The sequence below is a fragment of the Nocardioides sp. REDSEA-S30_B4 genome, assembly GCF_001627265.1.
GTDB lineage: Bacteria > Actinomycetota > Actinomycetes > Propionibacteriales > Nocardioidaceae > Nocardioides.
Genome location: NZ_LUPI01000049.1, coordinates 1 through 16,236, shown reverse-complemented (window position 1 = coordinate 16,236; position 16,236 = coordinate 1). Strand labels below are relative to the sequence as shown.

Here is a 16,236-nt window from a genome sequence, read left to right as displayed (position 1 = left end):
CTCGACGCCATCGCCAAACAGCTCAACAACCGCCCCCGCAAACGACTCGGCTTCCACACCCCAGCAGAGGTCTTCGCTAAGTTGCTCGCCGAAGACCAATCCAAAGGTGTTGCGACCACCCCTTGAATCCGCCGTCGCTCGCGCACGGCCGAGAGGTCGCTGGCGCACGCCGTGCGTGAGTGACGGGTGGGCCGTGCGTGAGTGACTTCTCGGCGGACGGAGCAGCGAGGGTCAGAAGCGGCGGATCCCGCTGGGGGTGGCGACGGCGGTGACGGGTCGGTCGTGCGGGGCCGCGGGGACGTGGAGGTCGACCTCGTCGTCGTGGAGCAGCACGCAGGTGAACGTGCCGACCGGGACGCGGGTCAGCGCCCGGTCGTAGGAGCCGCCGCCGCGGCCCAGGCGCAACCCGGTGGTGGAGACGGCCAGGCCGGGCACCAGCACCACGTCGGGGGTGGCGATGGCGTCGACGCCCAGGCGCGGACCGGTCGGCTCGAGCAGGCCGCGGCTGGCCGACCCGAGGTCCGCGTCGCTCGTGTGCACCGCCCAGTCCAGGTCGAGGTCGGGCAGCAGCACCGGCAGCAGCACCCGCTTGCCGGCGGCGAGCAGCGCCGCGAGCAGCGGGCCGGTCCCGGGCTCGCTCCCGACACCGACGTACGCCGCCACGCTGGCCGCCCGGCGTACCTCCGGCGCCTCCAGCAGGACCCGCGCGAGGTCGGCGGCGACGTCCAGGCGCTCGGACAGCGGCCGCCGCCGTCGCGAGGTGAGGATCCGGTCGCGGACCGCGGTCTTGGCGGCCGCGACCGGGTCGCCGCCGGGAGTGGGCGGAGGGTCACCATGTGGGGGAACTTGCGCGGGCGGCACGGGACGACCCTACGATCGAGTCATGGGTTCCCCGGGCTTGAAGGCCGCGCGCGACAAGATGGTCGCCGAAGGCGTCGACGAGGTGGCGATCGAGACGTTCGCCCACTACTACCGACTCCTGGAGCACGGTGAGACGGGGATGATCCCCGAGTCGACGATCGACCCGGTCGACATGGAGTCGCTGGACGACGTCACCGTCGACGACGAGACCGCGCAGGCAGCGATCCGCACGACCGCCGTCATCAAGCTCAACGGGGGCCTCGGCACCTCGATGGGCATGGACCGCGCCAAGTCGCTGCTGTGCGTGCGCAAGGGGATGAACTTCCTCGACATCATCTGCCGCCAGGTGCTGCACCTGCGCGAGACCCGTCAGGCGCCGCTGCCGCTGATCTTCATGAACAGCTTCCGCACCTCCGAGGACACGATGGCGGCCGTCGCCCGCTACGACGACCTCCCGGTCGCCGGCCTGCCGCTGGAGTTCCTGCAGAACAAGGAGCCCAAGCTGCTGACCAAGGACCTCACCCCGGTCAGCTGGCCCAAGGACCCCGACCTCGAGTGGTGCCCGCCCGGCCACGGCGACATCTACACCGCGCTGGTCGGCACCGGCCTGCTCGACGACCTGCTGGCCGCCGGCTACGAGCGCGTCTTCGTCTCCAACTCCGACAACCTCGGCGCGGTGCCCGACCCGCGGCTGGCCGGCTGGTTCGCCCAGACCGGTGCGCCCTTCGCGATCGAGGCCGTGCGGCGCACCCCGTCGGACCGCAAGGGCGGCCACTTCGCCCGCCGCAAGAACGACGGCCGTCTCGTGCTCCGCGAGACCGCGCAGACCCTCGACGAGGACAAGTCGGCGCTCGCCGACCTCGACCGGCACCGCTACTGCTCGACCAACAACCTGTGGGTCGACCTGCGCGCGCTGAAGGACGTCATGGACCAGCGCGACAACATCCTCGGCCTGCCGCTGATCCGCAACGTCAAGACCGTCGACCCGGGCGACAAGTCCAGCCCCGAGGTCATCCAGGTCGAGACCGCGATGGGTGCCGCGATCGAGGTCTTCGAGGGCGCGACCCTCATCGAGGTCGGCCGCGACCGGTTCGTGCCGGTCAAGACGACCAACGACCTGCTGGTGCTGCGCTCGGACGTCTACGACATCGGCGGCGACTTCGTGCTCGACCAGGTCGCCGGCGAGGTGCCGTTCGTCGACCTCGACGCCGACGTCTTCAAGCTCGTCGGCGAGTTCGACAAGCGGTTCCCCGAGGGTGCGCCGTCGCTGCGCAAGGCGACCAAGCTCACCGTCGAGGGCGACGTCACCTTCGGCCACGGCGTCGAGGTCATCGGCGAGGTCACCGTCGAGGGCGGGGCCGGCAAGCGCGTCGACGCCGGCGCCGTGCTCAGCGGCGACGCCTGAGCCCCGGATGGCCGACCAGCAGCCGATCGCCGTCGAGGAGCACCTCGAGCGGGTGCTGGCCGCCGTCGCGCCCCTCGACGTCACCCGCCAGCCGCTGCTCGACGCGCTGGGCCTGGCCGCCGCGGAGCCGGTGACCGCGGAGGTGTCGCTGCCCGGCTTCGACAACTCCGCCATGGACGGGTACGCCGTCCGGCTGGCCGACGTGGTGTCGGCCAGCGCCGACGCGCCGGTGCACCTCCCCGTGGTCGGCGCGATCGGGGCCGGTGCGGCCGACCTGCGCGAGCTCCCCGAGGGCACCGCGGCCAAGATCATGACCGGCGCCCCGGTGCCGGCCGGCGCCGACGCGGTCGTCCCCTACGAGTGGACCGACCGCGGCGCCGAGCACGTGCGCATCGAGCGGGCGCCCACCGAGGGCCAGCACGTCCGCCGCGCCGGTGAGGACGTCAGCGCCGGCGACCTGGTGCTCGAGACCGGCACGGTCCTCGGCCCCCGTCAGCTCGGCCTGCTCGCCTCGCTCGGCCACGCCCGCGTGGCGGTGCGCCACCGGCCCCGCGTGGTGGTGCTCTCGACCGGCTCGGAGCTGCGCGAGCCCGGCCAGCCGCTGGGCCACGACTCCATCCACGACGGCAACTCCTTCCTGCTGGCCGCCGCCGCCCGCCGTGCCGGCGCGGTCGTCTACCGGGTCGGGATCGTCCCCGACCAGCCCGAGGCCTTCCTCGCCGCGCTCGAGGAGCAGCTGGTCCGCGCGGACGTCGTGGTCACCTCGGGCGGGGTCTCGATGGGGGACTACGACGTGGTGAAGGCCGCACTGCGCCCGCTGGGGACGGTCTGGTTCGGACCGGTCGCGATGCAGCCGGGCAAGCCGCAGGGCTTCGGGCACGTCGGGCACGCCCGGGTGCCGATCTTCACGCTCCCGGGCAACCCGGTGTCGGCGTACCTCTCCTTCGAGCTGTTCGTGCTGCCCGCGCTGCGCAAGATGATGGGCCTGACCCCGTGGTCGCGCCCGCAGGTCAGCGCGCGGCTGACCCACGCGATCACCTCGCCGCCGGGCCGCCGCCAGCTGCTGCGCGCCCACCTCGACACCGCCGAGGGCACGGTGAGCCCGGTCGGCGGGCCGGGCTCGCACCTGGTCGGCGGGCTCGCCGACGCCGACGCGGTGGTGGTCGTCCCCGAGGACGTCACCGCACTCGAGGCCGGGGCAAGCGTCTCGGTGCTGCCCCTCGACACCGGACTGGACGGTGGAGCGTCATGACCGAGCCGCGGCTCACCCACGTCGACGAGCAGGGCGCCGCCCGGATGGTCGACGTCTCCGACAAGGCGGTCACGGCCCGCTCGGCGACCGCCACCGGCCGGGTCCTGGTCTCCACCGAGGTCGTCGGCCTGCTGCGCGGCGAGGGCGTGCCCAAGGGCGACGCGCTCGCCGTGGCCCGGCTGGCCGGGATCATGGGCGCCAAGCAGACCCCGGCGCTCGTCCCGCTGTGCCACCCGCTGGCGATCTCCGGGGTCGTCGTCGAGCTCGAGGTCGCCGACGACGCCGTCGAGATCACCGCCACCGTGCGCACCACCGACCGTACCGGCGTGGAGATGGAGGCGCTGACGGCCGTCACGGTCGCCGCGCTCACGGTCATCGACATGGTCAAGGCCGTCGACAAGGCCGCGGTCATCACCGACGTGCGCGTCGAGGCGAAGTCCGGCGGCCGCTCCGGCGACTGGACCCGGACGTGAGCGAGTCGCTGCCGTTGCCGGCAGCCGTCGTGGTCGCCAGCAACCGCGCCGCGGCCGGGGTGTACGCCGACGAGACCGGCCCCCTCATCGTCGACGCGCTGCGGGGCTGGGGCTTCGAGGTCGACGCACCCGCCGTGGTCCCCGACGGCGACCCGGTCCGCGACGCGATCGCCGCGGCCGTGGCCGCGGGCGCTCGGGTCGTGCTGACCACCGGCGGCACCGGCCTCACGCCCACCGACCGCACCCCCGAGGCGACCCGGCCGCTGCTGGACCGCGAGGTGCCCGGCATCGCCGAGGCGATCCGCGCCCAGGGCGTGGCCAAGGGCGTCCCGACCGCGATGCTGTCGCGCGGCGTGGCCGGCGTGTCCGGCGACTGCCTGGTGGTGAACCTCCCCGGCTCGCGCGGCGGGGTCAAGGACGGTCTCGCGGTCCTCGAGCCGGTGCTGCGCCACGCGGTCGAGCAGGTCGTCGGGAGCGACCACTGAGCGCGCTCCGGCCGCCCCGCGGGGCCTGGCCGGTCCGGCTGTCCGACCCGGCCCGACCCGACGTGGTGCTGCGTCCCCTGCGGCTCACCGACGCCAAGGACTGGCGCGAGGTGCGCCGTCGCAACGCGGGCTGGCTGATCCCGTGGGACGCCACGGTCCCGCCGGGGTCGACCGAGAAGCCCTCCTCCTTCGGGGCGCTCGTGCGCCGGCTGCGCGCGCAGGCGCGCCAGGGCACGACGTACCCCTTGGTCATCGAGGTCGACGGCGCGTTCGCCGGCCAGGTGACGGTCAACAACGTGGTCGGTGGGTCGGCGCGGTTCGCCTCGGTGGGCTACTGGATCGACCAGCGGTGCGCCGGTCGCGGCATCGTCCCGCTGGCGGTGGCGCTCGTCATCGACCACCTCTTCGAGGTCGTGCGGCTGCACCGGGTCGAGATCGCGATCCGTCCGGAGAACACCAACTCCCTGCGCGTGGTCGAGAAGCTCGGGCTCCGGGAGATCGGCTACGCACCGAAGTACCTCCACATCGACGGCGACTGGCGCGACCACCGTCTCTACGCCCTGACCCGCGAGGAGCTCGGCGTCCGCAGCCTGGTCTCCAGGCTGCGCGCCGAGGCCTGATTTCCGGACCGCTGGGCGGACCGTGGCGGTCCGATGTCCGGACTTGTTCGGAGTCGGGACCGGACGTGCGAAAAGGCTGGTCAGGGGTCCTCCGGACGTCGACCATGGGGGGCAGGACCCACCGCCTGCGCCTCCCTGGAGCAGGTGCCGGACCCGCTCCTCCCTGGGCGGGTCCGGACGGGTCCTCTCCGTCCGGTCCGGTCGAGCATGCTGGGGGGTCTCGAACCTCACCAGTCACACCAGCAATTTGCGACACACGGGTAGACATCCGCACCACCCTGCGCTAGCCCGCCTAGCCTTCCGCGTGTGGACCTGAGCCCTTTCATCTTCGTCGCCCTGGCGGTGGCCTGGGCCGTCTACCTGGTCCCGCAGGCCCTCAAGCACCATGACGAGGTCGTGCGCAGCCGATCGGTGGACCGCTTCTCCCACACGATGCGGGTCCTGGCCCGGCGCGAGCCGGTCAGCCGCACCTCCTCCCGTCTGGTCGTCACCCCCGGACGCACCCCCTCGGCGCCCCCCCCAAGCCGCTGCCCCCCGCCGTACGCCGGGAGGCCGCTCGTCGCGCCGCCCGTCGCCGTCGTCGGGTGCTGATCGCGCTCACCCTGGGCCTGGTCGCAGTCGTGGTGCTCGCTGCGGCCTCGGTGCTCGCGTGGCCCTACGTCGCGATCCCGGGCACCCTCATGGTGGCCTGGCTGGTCGCCTGCCGGCTGATGGTGCGTCGCGAGCGCGGCGTCTCCGGCCCGCTCTCGCGTATCCCCACCGTCCCCGTCGCGGCCCAGGCCGAGGCGGCCGTGGTCGACGAGGAGCCCGAGGCCCTCTCGGATGACACCGCCGAGGTCGCCGTCGTCGAGGCGCCGCTGGCCGAGCCGGCTGCCGGTCCCGACCCGCACGTGCCCGACCCGGCCGCGCCGGGCCTGTGGAACCCCGTGCCGGTCACCCTGCCGACCTACGTCTCCAAGCCCGCAGCCGAGCGCCGCTCGGTGCGCACCATCGACCTCGACGCCACGGGCGTGTGGACCTCGGGTCGCACCGACGCCGACGCGGCCCTGGTCCGCGAGGCCGAGGAGCGCGCCCGTCACGAGGGCGAGGAGACCCCCGAGCGGGCCGTCGGCAGCTGACCCCCCAGTCGGTCGGGGCCCGCTCGGAGGACGGCTCGCAGTACGGGTCGCAGGATGGGTCGCAGGACGGGTCCACACCGATTCGGTCGGCCCGATCCGCCGGTGCTAACGTGTGCCACCGCGCCCACGGGCGCAGGGCAACACCAGCAACATCGAGCAGTACCTGGGGCTGTGGCGCAGTTGGTAGCGCGTCTCGTTCGCAATGAGAAGGTCAGGGGTTCGAATCCCCTCAGCTCCACCAGGCACCAAAGAACCCGCAGGTCGCTGTGACCTGCGGGTTCTCGCATTTGCTAGCTCTGACGGCGGGCGACTGACACCGGGGGAGTTCGCGGCGACAGCCCGTCCGCTTACCCCCGGCGTACCCCCGGCCGTTCGGTCGCTCGCTGGAGGCCACGGTTCGGGTCTCGGTTGGGGCCCCGGCTTGGGTCGTTGAGCCGGTCGAGTCCCGCCTGGTCGGCCGAGGTGCCGAGGAAGTGCAGGTACCGGTTGGTGGTGGCGATCGACTCGTGGCCCATCCATGCCTGGACCGTGCCCGGGTCCACCCCTCGTGCCAGCCACAGGCACGCCGCGGTGTGCCGCAGGTCGTGGATCCTTCGGCCCCCGCCCGTCCGGTCCCACTTCACCGTCCGCAGCACCGCCGTGCGGTGCAGCCGGGCGCCGCCCGCGGTGGTGAGCAGCAGGTCGGTCGGCTCTTTGGAGACGACGAGCCGCCGGATGATCGGCAGGATCCGGTCGGCCACCGGCACCCGGCGCCCGCGCCGGCCCTTGGTCGCCTTCACCGCTCCTCCCTCGGTCTGCGAGCGCCGGACCAGCAGGCCAGCCGTCGGCACCTCGACCACGTCCTCGACCAGCACGGCCCGTGCCTCGCCCCACCGCATCCCCGTCCAGCCGAGCACCAGTAGGACGTCGGCCAGGTGCGGGTCGTGCTCGCGCCACCGCTCATAGGCGGCCTCGAGCTCGGCCTCGGTCCACGGCCGCATCTCGGTGGGCTCCTCCGACGACCGGGGGACCTTCGTCCCGGTCACCGGGTTCCGCACGATGATCTTCTCCCGCACGCACCAGGCGAAGAAGCTGGACAGGCTCGCCCGGTACCGGACCACCGAACGCTCGCTGAGACCGCCCTGGATCAGCGTCTCGAACGAACGTGCCACCTCGCGCTCGGAGACGGCCGCCACCTGCATGGCCTGCATCCCCGTCGGGACCAGCCGCTGCAGGGCCTGGTCCGTCCGATAGGTCTTGGCGGCCACGGTGAACTCTCGGATGATCAGCCACTCCTCCAGCAGCGCCCGCACGAGACGCCGTCCCGTGCGTGGATCAACCCCGCCGGCGAGCGACGCTCGTTCGCGTGCGAGCCAATCACTCGCCTCCCGCTTGGTGTCGAACGTGCGGCTGGTGACGAACTGCCGGCCACTCTTCAGCCGGGCTCGGAACCGACCGTTGGGGGTCTTCTCGATCATGTCGGCGTCCCTCCTCGTGGTGCGCCTACGACGCCCGTGCGAGCCACTGCTCGACGTCCAGCCGCCGATACCGCGGGCACGTCGGTGTCATCCACGTGACCCGCGGCCCCATCCCTCGCTGCCGCCACCGGCACAACGTCGACTCCGACACCCGAATCCACTTGGCGACTTCACTGCTGGTGAGGATCTCCTCCACCGTTTCCATCTGGTCACCTCCGACCACCAGGGGCGGCGGCTGGCGCCGCCCACGATCCATTGATGGTCACCTAAGAACGCGAAGCCTCGCCGAGCGATCAATGTCGCCTGTGGAATTCCTGCGTTGCCTTCGCAGCTGAGGATGAGACTCGCTGTCCGGTTGCTCCCGACTCTCGTCGCCGAGACCGCCGTGCCGCTGGGTTCGTGCGCGCTGCTCAGCGCCCACTATGACGCTCGCTCGTCCGCCCCGAATGCTTGCCCCACGAGGGTTGTGCAGGCGCCGCCACGCGGAGCCGGGACGCAAGTCTTGTTACGTCTGGGGTTGGTGGGATGATGCCAAGCATGCTGGCTGAGGCGCTCGAACGGCCGCAAGTGACGAGAACGAAGGCGAACCCGGTCGCCGCCGACCGGGCTGAAGTCGTCGTCGCCGGGCGGCGTCTACGTCCCACTGAAGTTTTCGATACCTACTGGACTTTCGCGAGCCGCCGACAGCACATCTACAACGCCCGACTAAATGGCGCCGACGGCCCATGGACCGACGATCCCATTCTGCGTGAGCACCGGTTCACCAACTGCTACCGCGCCGCGGACCGCGTCAGCCAGTACCTCATCTCTGACGTCATTTACTCCGGCAGTCAGGAGTTTGACGAGGTGGTGTTCCGGACCCTGTTGTTCAAGTTGTTCAACAAGGTCGAGACCTGGGAAATGCTGCTACGCGGGCTTGGCGAGACACCGAGCTGGAGCAGCTTCGACCTTGACGCGTACGACCAGTTACTCTCGCGCAGCTTCGAGGCCGGCACTCGCATCTACTCGGCCGCATACGTCATGGCGCCGCCGAAGCTCGGGGCTGAGCGTAAGCACACGAATCACCTTCGGCTGCTCCGAGACATGATGACCGCCGACCTGCCGGACGCGTTGGCAGCAGCTGCCACGATGAAGGACGCCTTCGAGCTGCTCCGGGCGCAACCTGGCATCGGCGACTTCCTGGCGTTCCAGTACGTCATCGACCTGAACTACAGCGCGGGTCTCCACTTCGACGAGATGGACTACGTGGTCGCCGGCCCAGGCGCGAAGGACGGAATCCGAAAGTGCTTCGGCGCTGACGCTGCTGGCATCGAAGCGGAAATCATCGCGTACATGGCCGAGACCCAAGACGAGCAGTTCGAGCGCCTCGACCTGACTTTCAAGGGGCTAAACGGCAGGCCCTTGCAGCTAATCGACTGCCAGAACCTCTTCTGCGAGGTCGACAAGTACTCTCGGGTCGCTCATCCGACCGTCGCCGGCGTCAGCGGCCGCTCGCGCATCAAGCAAAAGTTCGCACCAGCGGGTCCGATAACCATGAGCTGGTTCCCGCCGAAGTGGGGTATCAACTCCTCCCGGGCCCGACACCCCCACGACGTCACATGAGCTGGTCCGTACTGAGGTGGTTCTCGAGCACTTGGACGCTGGACTTGCGGTGCCTGTCGACCTGGGCGTAGCCAGCAACGATGGTCACCTCACCTGGGGCCAGGTTGGCCTGCTCGCAGACGTAACAGAGCAGCCTGCAGACGGCCAGGTAGTTCCCGTAGCCGCGCTGGAACAGGTATTGCGAGCGGTAGTGCGCGATCGCATGCACGCGTCCATCGTCGAGCTGGAACGAGAGCAGCGTCAGGCACGGGAACCCGATCGGGTTGGTGTCGTGTTCCGCCTCTAGGACCGGCAGACTGGCGCTGAGCTGCTCCATCCCGACCTCGTACCGTGCGTGCTTCGCGCCGGTGGTAGATGTCGCGGCGACTGCCGACTCCTGCTTGAGCCGCCGCACCACTTCGGCGAGCTGGTTCAGGTGCCCCCCGGGGGTCTCATAGTTGACCAGACGCTCGAAGTAAGTGCCACGGGAGTTGTCGCTGTCCAGGTGCTTCAGCATGGGAAGCAGTTCCAAGTACCTCTTTCTGAGCGCCTCCGGATCGGGCGTCGAGCGGGCCATCGCCTCCGGGAACAGAGTGTTCGCGACCGTGCTGACCGGATCTAGCCCCCGCTCGGCCAGGATGCCATCGGCCATCTCGCGGATCCGGGCATCCTCGCGGGCCGGGTCGGCGATGCGCGTGATCACGTGGCAAGCCCGGTGCTTGTCCTGTGCGGCCAGCTCGATGACAGTGCGCGCCCACGCCTCCGACAGGCTGACGCCCTCGATGACCAGGGTGGTTCTCATGAGGTCAGCTCCACTTCTCCCAAGCTCAGGTCTACGGCCGGCAGGTACAGGCCGAAAGGGCGGTCGTGCACGACCACGGTGAAGCCGGCGGTCGAACCCAACAGGTCAGTGAGGTTCACGGCCGCAACGCACTCGACGGTGACCGTCGAGTCACCGGCGGCAACGACAGCCAGGCCGGCGACGCCCTTGGCCGCAACGGTCAGGGCGGCGGGCAGCACGAGCAGGTCACCGACAGACGCCTCGACCCTGGCGCCGGTGACGTTGCGCAGATCCCACACGTCCATGTCGAAGGTGGTGGCCAAGGTCACCCCACCTTCGGCCGCCAGAGCTCGCTTGAGCCGACCCGGCTGAACTCGAGCCCAGCTCTCGCAGTCATCCTGGGCCACCATCCGCAGGTTCACAAGGTGACGGCAAGTCGCCCGATGCGTCGTCCCCAACAGCAACGACAACCGGTACGAGTCGACGGGCGAGGAAACGCGCTGGATGCCGAGCGTTTCCATCGCGGCCGTAACTGCACGTCGCGGCATCAGAAACCAGGTTGCGAACGCCTCGGCACACATCTCCACCTGGCCCTGCGCCCCGATCCGCCCCTTTGCACGGTTCGGGGACGCCCCTGCGGTCGCTGGTGTAGGCACCTCGATCGAGCACTCGCGGCCCGGGTCGGCACCGTGCTCGAACTCGTGGTGGCCGAGCTCGTGTGCGGCGGTGTGCCGACGTGTCGCCCTCGTCATGTTCGAGTTCACCATCACGCCGCGGTTGCCGTTGGCTTCGATGTAAACGCCGAACAAGCGGGGCATCGGTCGCCGCATCAGCGCGAGTCCGGCATCGTCGATCGCCTTGCTCACATTGACTGGGTACGCAGACACGTCGACGCCGAGGCGGCCATGCGCCTTCGTCGCCGCGATGTGCCCGAGCCTGTTAGCCATCGCCCAGTTCATGACCGTCAGCCACCGCCCTGGGCGCGCTTGTGGCTGAGAAACTCGGCGAACCTGAGCACCTCGTCCTGGTCCTGCGGCGTCAACCCGACCATCGCTCGCTCGAGGGCTGAGAACGCGCCCTCGGCCTCGTCGACCTCTCCGAGGATCCGCCCGACCGACGTCTGGTAGGTGCGCGCGAACTTGCGCAGTTCCAGGCTGTCGACCTTCCGGTTTCCACGCTCAATCTCCGAGATAGCCGACCGCGAGATGCCGGTCGCCGCAGTCACGTATTGCTGCGACAACCCGAGGTACTTCCGAATCTGGCGCAAGCGCTGACCCAGCGAGTCCTGGTCAAGGTCACCGGCAGCGTCGTCGAGGGCGCCGGGGCCGGAGGAGTCATCATTGCTCACGCGGTGGCCGCCTTTGACTGCTCCTTGGGCAACAGGTCCCACACGGCCTGAGCGAACGTCTTGACTGAGCGCAGCGCGCGAGCCGTCTCGGCACTAGTAGGCAACTCAACCTCGCACTGCTCTTGGACGCGAGCCAGGACCTCGGCAGCCAGCAGCGAGTCGACCGGCATGTTCGCCCCCGCCGCGGTCAACTCCTGAAGCAGGTCAGCGGCGTCGCGTGCGTTGTCTTCGGCGAGAAGCTCAATGATCAGCCACTCGATGTCTTCCTTGGTCATCCTCACTCCTTGCCAGAAAAGTCGACCCCTTGCGCGATTTCACGACCTGTCTGATACTAGGGCACGTTGCTTAAAAATCCAACAAGGAGCACACCGGATGAAGTTCAGTGACTACCAGCGGAGCATCCGCGAGACCGACCAGCGGCCGGGCAAGGAGCTCGAGGACATGACGGTGCATCTCCTCGGCCTGGCTGGGGAGGCCGGCTCGGTGGCTGCGGCGTACAAGAAGTACATCAGGGACGGGGCGGCCGACGTCGCATTCAAGCTGCGTATGCGCGAGGAGATCGGCGACGCGTTGTGGTACCTCGCGACGATCGCCGACCATCTTGGCCTGAACCTCGACGAGGTGGCGATGACCAACCTCGACAAGACCCGCGGCCGTTGGCTTCTCGGAGACGCGGACCCCTACGACTCAACTTTCCCCGATCGGGAGCGACTTCCCCGCCAGGGAACATATGAGTTCATCCCGGGAGTGAACAGTGAGGGCAGGAAGACGATCACGGTCATGTTCGATGGCGGTGTACTCGGTGCAGAGCTGACGGACAACGCGCTTGCCGATGACGGGTATCGGTTCCACGACGCCTTCCACCTCGCATACGCCACCGTCCTGGGCTGGTCGCCGGTGACCCGGGCCCTCATGAAGTGCAAGCGAAAGTCAGACGCCGACATCGACGAGAGCGAGGACGGTGGCCGTGCCATCGTCATCGAAGAAGGCGTTGCGGCGTTCGCGTTCGCCTATGCCGCCCGCCACGAGTTCCTCGACGGCGTGACCCGGCTCGACCAGCAGTTCCTCGACTCGATCGTGTTGATGACTCACGGGCTAGAGGTCGGCTCGCGCAAGCACTCCGACTTCGAGCGCGCGATCATCGATGGGTTCGAGATGTTCCGGCAGCTCCATGCGAACAACGGCGGCTTCGTCGACTTCGACGCCGATGCCAGGAAACTGAGCTTCCGCATGCGAGAGGACGGGTAGGTCCCTTGATAGGAGCGACTTACGAACCGCACGCCGATCATTTTGACTAGGAGCCCACACCAATCCCCGGCACAACCGCAAGGCCATCTACACCCGGGTCGCACCTCGCAGGTGCATCAATGTGGCGGATTGAGGGGAGCCCGGCGCGCTGCGGGGCTCGAAGTTCTCAGCCCTTCGACCGCCGCTTAGCGGCGGGCGAAGGAGTCGGAACGTTTGAGCTCTTGCTGAGGCGGAACCCTGGGACGGCCTTCTTCTGCACCGACCACGTGCCAGCGTCGATCTTGCGGACAACGAGGTCGTTCGAGCGCCGAGCTTGGTTCTTCACATGGTCCCCTTCCGTAGATCCAGCGTACCCGATGGGGTGGCGTTGACTCCCGGGATCACGGGGCCGATCCCAGTCGTGTTTGCCACCGCCTGCACGTGACATCGAGAGCGTCCTGAAGTAGTGAAATGTCGACATCGTCTGTGGCGACGGAGGAGGCGACACTTAACGCTCCGACGGTGACTGCGGGGCCCCCCGGCAGGGTCACAACTAGCGGACGGGCCGCCACACTCACCCACCGGCCGGTGGTGATGCCGGTGTCAGCGACCGCGCCAGAGTCGCGAAGCTCGGCCGTGCGCACATCGATGTCGCGAATGACCTCGGTGTCGTTGCACACCGCTCGAGCGACGATCCAGGCCGAGTCCGGATTGACGTCAATTCGACGCAGCGCAGCTGGGTCTCGATACGTCCGATCTGATGTTGCCCATCGCACGAGATGGTCGGCGCCATCGTGGAGCCAGAGCGTCAGCATCGCCGAGTCTCCAAGCGCCGCCTTGAAGCGCTTCGTTTGGGTCGTGAGTTCGTGGGTGTCAGCGTCCTGGTTGGCAGCGAAATCCGCGAGCCGGCGCTGAAGAAGGCCGGCAACGCGGTCGGTCGGCGAAGCGTAGTCGGGCTTGTTGACGTAACCGAGCTCGCGGACGATCTGGGTCGGCGTGGCGAAATCGTCGACGACCAGAACTTGCACCCCGACTCGCTTCCATTGGGCCTCGACGACAGGGCGGATTTTGTCCATTTGGGCACGGCTGATGCCGAACGCGGGTCGGGAGATGACCGCGAGCAGTTCCCGTCGTTCGTACTTGCTGAGAGCGCCTAGCCAGGTGCGGATGTCTGGGTCGCTGTAGCTGGTACCCAGCATCAGGGTAGGGCCATGTTGGACAGCGCCGCTGACCTGGACGCGCTGCCAACTGTTGTCGATAAGCCGGGAGTAGTCACTGAGGGTCAGGACGAGCTCGTCGCCAGGCGCTGCCAGAGATTGGCGGGGCAACAGTCCGTGCAGGTGGTGAACTTCGAACTGTTGGCTCGAGGCGCGGTTGGTGGCGTCAGATCGAGCGTGCACGCGCTCGGACGGATCGCGGCGGCGCCGGTTGGTGATCTCCTGGACGAGTGCTTCTTCCTGAAGGTCGTCGTAGTTCAACGTCATGATGGATGTGTCTCGCTCACCGCGGCGTAGCGCGTCTGCAGCGACCGCTGCGTGCAACTTTGACGGCGTGAACGCTCGGCGCGCCTCGTCGATGTCCGCGGTCCCGTACAGCGCCTTGAAGATCTGCTTCTCGCGGGTGCGTCGGCGAGAGCCCGGCGCGAACGCCGCCTCAGCCACAAGCAAGTTGTCCTGTGACTGCAGCAGCCTTGAGATGGCGGCGTCTTCGAGGCCACGCTCGGCGAGAAGGCGCCGTAGGAGCTCGCCCCAACCGGGGAGACCCGCCGATACCGATGCGCCGGCGCCGAGCAGGTACGCGATCGGGCCTTCGGCCATCGCCTCGGCTGCGGCGCGCAGTGAACTACCTGAACGCAGGTCAGGTACCGGCATCGGCTCCCCCGTCATTCGACCCTGCCGATCGACGAAGTCGATGCGGACGGCGACACATGGTGTCACGCGCGCGCACACCGCGCTAGCACCGCCACGCCGCCCCTCAGCTTGGACGTCCGGCGACAAGATGGACACCGGCGGGACGTTGCAAAGAGCAACGGCGATCAGCGAACCCGCGTCACTTTGCCGCATATCGGCGACGGTTGTTTCCGGAACTGCCAAGGTCCGATGTTGAATACCAAACGATGCGCACGCGAGGGCGCAGATACGCCGCTCCTGGGTCGGACGTCGCTCCGGGTATCCGACTGGTCCAGCCCACGTACAGCAAGTCGAGGCCTGCGCGTGAGGTGGCAGGTCCGAGCCTCGTGAGTTCAGTCCCGGCCCACGTGTCGACGCAGCCGACGCTCGACCGAGGACGCGGTCATCGTGTAGACGTCTTGATCGGCGCCGGCCTCGATCAGCAGTTCGGCGACTTCCTGCCCAATGGATTGGAAGAGCGGGATCGCGCTCCATCTGCCCCTGGCACGTCCGGCTGCCAGACCGAGCAGCACTGGGTCGTCGGTGATCCTGCGCACTTCGGTGACCGCTAGCTCCGTCGGTGTGCCGTTACGGACAGCGCGCCGCGCAACTTCCTCGAGGGTTGCTACCTGGCGCTGCTGCTGAGCGAGCAATCGCATCTCAGTCACCTCTACGACCGTGGGCGCACAGCACGGGAGGCGTCTGCATGTCTCATACCTCGACGACGTTTGCCGTGAGTGCGGTGACACGGAGGCGTTCGATATCTGCGATGGCGCCGGTTCGCGTGATGTACCCGCCGTTGCGCGCCATGATCTGGCCGTCCCAGTCCCGCAGCACCCAGTGGTGCTCACCGCGTTCCTCATAGACCTCGAAGAGCCCGGCGATCTTCAACACGGCACGTGCTCCTTGGCTTCGCTGCGCGGGTTCGTGGCGAGTTCCGAGGTGGGCTCATTCGGAAGGTCGACCATCACCGCGAGCGCAGGACCGTCTGCGACCCACACCCGCTCTGCGCCGACCTGAAGCAAGGCGGCCTTGAGAGCGCCCAGCACCGCGTCCAGCAACTTGAGGCTGAGGTCGGGCGGAATGGTCGCCACGTGGGTCGCGTTCACACGTTCCTACTTCCAGACGCTTCTTGTCTCGGGCGCGGAAGGCCTGATCCACCGGGGAGCACAGCGATTTGGTGGATCAGGCCCACGCTCACTGGCCTCCTGAGGAAGGGAGGGACGGAGGCCAGTTCACCTGCTGTCGGCAGCTTGGGAGTTGCTACTGCAGTTCGGCCGAAGGCTAGGGCGATTCCGCCCCGGTGGTAGCGGTGACTGACGAGTAAGGGACCCACGTCATAGCGGGACCGAGCGTCCGGAGGACGACAATCTTCCGGACCGGCGGCGACCTTCTCGATGTCCATCCTGCCAACGTCGTGAATAGCGGTTCGAACATCTCGCCCAGCGCGCAGACGGCAGTACGCGGGCCGGTTCCGCGGGATTCGGACATCTCATTGTTTCGCGACCTGACGCCATCCGTCCGCTTTTCGGACGGCCTGCTTCGCACTACGCGTAGGTGAGAGGAACTCAGGATGTGGTCCGGGCTCCTCCATGGAGCGTCGTCTTTGTCTGATACTTGGCGAGCATCGGTCTCGCGGTCTGAGCCCTGATCCACCGGCTGCGTCGGGCTCTGTGAGCGTGGCGTAGAACGAGGTGCCCTCCTGAGCAGGGAAGATGTCGATTGCGACGTCGTCACCC

Annotated in this window: 19 protein-coding genes, 1 tRNA gene and 1 pseudogene; 11 read left to right on the top strand and 10 right to left on the bottom strand. The window is 68.7% G+C overall.

Going from position 1 to position 16,236, the window contains the following annotated elements; genetic code table 11:
* Positions 1-126: pseudogene (locus tag A6R01_RS10910) on the top strand (IS30 family transposase); the annotation flags it as partial.
* Positions 127-231: 105 nt separating this feature from the next.
* Here the strand turns inward: A6R01_RS10910 and A6R01_RS10905 are convergent.
* A complete protein-coding gene (locus tag A6R01_RS10905) occupies positions 232-861 on the bottom strand; it encodes a 5-formyltetrahydrofolate cyclo-ligase (protein ID WP_292605754.1) in 630 nt (209 codons plus the stop codon).
* Between the two features lie 22 nt (positions 862-883).
* Between A6R01_RS10905 and A6R01_RS10900 the strand changes: the two genes are divergently transcribed.
* From A6R01_RS10900 to A6R01_RS10865, 8 genes are all read left to right on the top strand, one after another.
* The gene (locus tag A6R01_RS10900) at positions 884-2,266 is read left to right on the top strand and encodes a UTP--glucose-1-phosphate uridylyltransferase (protein WP_292605752.1); all 1,383 of its coding nucleotides are present in this window, start codon (positions 884-886) and stop codon (positions 2,264-2,266) included.
* Positions 2,267-2,273: 7 nt separating this feature from the next.
* Complete coding sequence (gene glp, locus A6R01_RS10895; RefSeq protein ID WP_292605750.1) at positions 2,274-3,518, top strand: gephyrin-like molybdotransferase Glp; 1,245 nt, start codon at positions 2,274-2,276, stop codon at positions 3,516-3,518.
* Positions 3,515-3,991: a cyclic pyranopterin monophosphate synthase MoaC gene (gene moaC / locus A6R01_RS10890; RefSeq protein WP_292605748.1), complete on the top strand. Its 477-nt coding sequence runs from the start codon at positions 3,515-3,517 to the stop codon at positions 3,989-3,991. Before glp ends, moaC begins: the two co-directional genes overlap by 4 nt.
* Positions 3,988-4,476 carry a MogA/MoaB family molybdenum cofactor biosynthesis protein gene (locus A6R01_RS10885; protein WP_292605746.1) on the top strand — a complete coding sequence of 163 codons (489 nt, stop codon included), beginning with the start codon at positions 3,988-3,990 and terminating at the stop codon, positions 4,474-4,476. The genes moaC and A6R01_RS10885 overlap by 4 nt, the downstream gene beginning before the upstream one ends.
* Before the next feature lie 65 nt (positions 4,477-4,541).
* Positions 4,542-5,096, top strand: coding sequence for a GNAT family protein (locus tag A6R01_RS10880; RefSeq protein WP_292605744.1), 555 nt, complete (start codon positions 4,542-4,544; stop codon positions 5,094-5,096).
* Between the two features lie 306 nt (positions 5,097-5,402).
* Positions 5,403-5,687, top strand: a complete 285-nt coding sequence (locus A6R01_RS10875) for a hypothetical protein (protein ID WP_292605742.1) — start codon at positions 5,403-5,405, stop codon at positions 5,685-5,687.
* The gene (locus A6R01_RS10870; protein ID WP_292605740.1) at positions 5,681-6,214 is read left to right on the top strand and encodes a hypothetical protein; all 534 of its coding nucleotides are present in this window, start codon (positions 5,681-5,683) and stop codon (positions 6,212-6,214) included. Before A6R01_RS10875 ends, A6R01_RS10870 begins: the two co-directional genes overlap by 7 nt.
* Positions 6,215-6,379: 165 nt before the next feature.
* A tRNA-Ala gene (locus A6R01_RS10865) sits at positions 6,380-6,455 on the top strand.
* Between the two features lie 106 nt (positions 6,456-6,561).
* Here A6R01_RS10865 and A6R01_RS10860 read toward each other — a convergent pair.
* The gene (locus A6R01_RS10860; RefSeq protein WP_292605738.1) at positions 6,562-7,671 is read right to left on the bottom strand and encodes a tyrosine-type recombinase/integrase; all 1,110 of its coding nucleotides are present in this window, start codon (positions 7,669-7,671) and stop codon (positions 6,562-6,564) included.
* A gap of 537 nt (positions 7,672-8,208) precedes the next feature.
* Here A6R01_RS10860 and A6R01_RS10855 point away from each other — a divergent pair.
* Positions 8,209-9,273: a nucleotide kinase domain-containing protein gene (locus tag A6R01_RS10855; protein WP_292605736.1), complete on the top strand. Its 1,065-nt coding sequence runs from the start codon at positions 8,209-8,211 to the stop codon at positions 9,271-9,273.
* Here A6R01_RS10855 and A6R01_RS10850 read toward each other — a convergent pair.
* From A6R01_RS10850 to A6R01_RS10835, 4 genes are read right to left on the bottom strand one after another with little or no spacing between them, the layout of a single operon-like run.
* Positions 9,266-10,054 carry a hypothetical protein gene (locus A6R01_RS10850; protein ID WP_292605734.1) on the bottom strand — a complete coding sequence of 263 codons (789 nt, stop codon included), beginning with the start codon at positions 10,052-10,054 and terminating at the stop codon, positions 9,266-9,268. The two genes, A6R01_RS10855 and A6R01_RS10850, sit on opposite strands and share 8 nt — an antisense overlap.
* On the bottom strand, positions 10,051-10,992 hold the full coding sequence (locus tag A6R01_RS10845; RefSeq protein WP_292605732.1) for an ImmA/IrrE family metallo-endopeptidase: 942 nt from the start codon (positions 10,990-10,992) through the stop codon (positions 10,051-10,053). Before A6R01_RS10845 ends, A6R01_RS10850 begins: the two co-directional genes overlap by 4 nt.
* A gap of 5 nt (positions 10,993-10,997) precedes the next feature.
* On the bottom strand, positions 10,998-11,381 hold the full coding sequence (locus tag A6R01_RS10840) for a helix-turn-helix domain-containing protein (RefSeq protein ID WP_292605730.1): 384 nt from the start codon (positions 11,379-11,381) through the stop codon (positions 10,998-11,000).
* On the bottom strand, positions 11,378-11,656 hold the full coding sequence (locus A6R01_RS10835) for a hypothetical protein (protein WP_292605728.1): 279 nt from the start codon (positions 11,654-11,656) through the stop codon (positions 11,378-11,380). The genes A6R01_RS10840 and A6R01_RS10835 overlap by 4 nt, the downstream gene beginning before the upstream one ends.
* A 97-nt stretch (positions 11,657-11,753) precedes the next feature.
* On the opposite strand from A6R01_RS10835, the gene A6R01_RS10830 reads away from it, so the two are divergent.
* A complete protein-coding gene (locus A6R01_RS10830; RefSeq protein ID WP_292605726.1) occupies positions 11,754-12,629 on the top strand; it encodes a nucleoside triphosphate pyrophosphohydrolase family protein in 876 nt (291 codons plus the stop codon).
* 380 nt (positions 12,630-13,009) lie between these two features.
* Here A6R01_RS10830 and A6R01_RS10825 read toward each other — a convergent pair whose 3' ends face one another.
* From A6R01_RS10825 to A6R01_RS10810, 4 genes are all read right to left on the bottom strand, one after another.
* Entirely contained in the window at positions 13,010-14,701 is a 1,692-nt protein-coding gene (locus tag A6R01_RS10825) for an SIR2 family protein (protein ID WP_292605724.1), read from the bottom strand.
* Positions 14,702-14,850: 149 nt separating this feature from the next.
* On the bottom strand, positions 14,851-15,165 hold the full coding sequence (locus A6R01_RS10820; protein ID WP_292605722.1) for a hypothetical protein: 315 nt from the start codon (positions 15,163-15,165) through the stop codon (positions 14,851-14,853).
* Between the two features lie 43 nt (positions 15,166-15,208).
* The gene (locus A6R01_RS10815) at positions 15,209-15,391 is read right to left on the bottom strand and encodes a YegP family protein (RefSeq protein WP_292605720.1); all 183 of its coding nucleotides are present in this window, start codon (positions 15,389-15,391) and stop codon (positions 15,209-15,211) included.
* Positions 15,385-15,606 (bottom strand): hypothetical protein, encoded by a 222-nt coding sequence (locus A6R01_RS10810; RefSeq protein WP_292605718.1) that lies wholly within the window; start codon positions 15,604-15,606, stop codon positions 15,385-15,387. Before A6R01_RS10810 ends, A6R01_RS10815 begins: the two co-directional genes overlap by 7 nt.
* Between the last annotated feature and the right edge of the window lie 630 nt (positions 15,607-16,236).